General features: G+C 66.0%; 3 protein-coding genes. 1 reads left to right on the top strand and 2 read right to left on the bottom strand.

Annotated features, from left to right (window positions below; all coding sequences use genetic code 11):
- Window positions 1-266, top strand: a 266-nt coding sequence (locus tag JCM25156_RS25550) for a cytidine deaminase family protein (protein ID WP_025813981.1), incomplete at its 5' end; no start/stop codon positions are given.
- A gap of 71 nt (window positions 267-337) precedes the next feature.
- Here the strand turns inward: JCM25156_RS25550 and JCM25156_RS30065 are convergent.
- Together JCM25156_RS30065 and argH are read right to left on the bottom strand one after the other, a co-directional pair.
- A complete protein-coding gene (locus JCM25156_RS30065) occupies window positions 338-505 on the bottom strand; it encodes a hypothetical protein (protein ID WP_183480775.1) in 168 nt (55 codons plus the stop codon).
- Window positions 502-1434: argininosuccinate lyase (argH, locus tag JCM25156_RS16510; RefSeq protein WP_025813980.1), on the bottom strand; the 933-nt coding region annotated here is incomplete at its 5' end. The genes argH and JCM25156_RS30065, both read right to left, overlap by 4 nt.

Genomic DNA, 1434 nt, shown 5'->3' with positions numbered 1-1434 from the left:
GGCGGCGCATCCGCCGCGTGGTGGTGTGTGGCGGGGGGGCGGCCCCCTGCACGCCATGTGGTGGATGCAGGCAGAAGATAAGGGAATTCGCGGCGGCGGAAACGCCCGTCATCATGGTCTCACCCGCGGGGGAGCGGCTGCTGGAACGTACGCTGTCCGACCTGCTGCCCGACAGCTTCGGGCCGGGCAATCTGCTGATGGGTAGGAGACTGCCTGAAAAACCTGTCTTTGAAACATCCCGCAGATCATGGGGCTGTTTCCGGTAAGGCTTTGTTCACAAGGCTTCGGGCGCCGCCTTTGCTGAGAGAAGGGGGCGCCCGAAAACGCCTGTCGTGTCTTATCTGTCGGAACTGGGGTAGCTCCGGTAATAGGCGCTTGAATGCGCGGGCTGGCGGGGCGTGCCGATACGGCCACAGGCATCGAGCGAGGTGGCCATGACCGCCAGCAGGCCGGTCAGCAGCATGAACATGGCCGCGCGCCGGTGGCGGGTGATGAAGCGGTTCATTTTTCTGCTCCCACGGTTTCAGCTTCCAGTGTGTCGAGCCAGCGCGCGGACTGCGCGCGCACGTTGTCACTCGCGGTGCCGCCAAAACTGGTGCGGGAGGCGATGGAGGAATCGACATCCAGCACCGAGAAGATGTCATCGGTAATGCCGGGTTCCTCGGCCTGCATTTCCTCCAGCGTCAGGTCAGCCAGCCCCACGCCGCGCGCTTCCGCCCTGCCGACCAGGCGGCCCGTGACATGATGGGCGGTGCGGAACGGAACCTTCAGCACGCGCACCAGCCAGTCCGCCAGATCGGTGGCGGTGGAGAAGCCCGAACCGGCATAGGCGCGCATCTGCTCCGCGTTGACGCTCAGATCGCGGATCATGCCATCCATGGCCGCAAGGCTCAGGGCGGCGGCGTCGGTCGCGGCGAAAACGGGTTCCTTGTCTTCCTGCATGTCCTTGGCATAGGCCAGCGGCAGGCCCTTCATCACCGTCAGCAGCCCCACCAGCGCGCCGGTAATGCGCCCGCCCTTGGCGCGGACCAGTTCGGCCGCGTCGGGGTTGCGCTTCTGCGGCATGATGGAGGAGCCGGTGGTGAACGCATCCGACAGGCGGATGAAGGAGAAGGGCGCGGAGCACCAGATCACGATTTCTTCCGCCAGCCGCGACAGATGCACCGCCATGATGGACAGGGCGGACAGGTATTCCAGCGCGAAATCACGGTCCGACACGGCATCGAGCGAATTGGCGGTGGGGCGGTCGAAGCCAAGGGCCCTTGCCGTCATCTCCCGGTCGATGGGAAAGGACGTGCCCGCGAGTGCGGCCGAGCCCAGCGGGGATTCATTGAGCCTGCGCCGCGCATCCGTCAGCCGCCCGCGATCGCGCGCCAGCATTTCCACATAGGCCAGCAGGTGGTGGCCGAAGGTGACGGGCTGGGCGGTCTGCAG

Source organism: Komagataeibacter kakiaceti JCM 25156, assembly GCF_000613305.1.
This window is presented reverse-complemented; position numbering and strand designations above follow the sequence as displayed.

Coding starts and splice junctions, on each gene's coding strand:
- JCM25156_RS30065 (WP_183480775.1), bottom strand. CDS start 505: ATGAACCGCTTCATCACCCGCCACCGGCGCGCGGCCATGTTCATGCTG.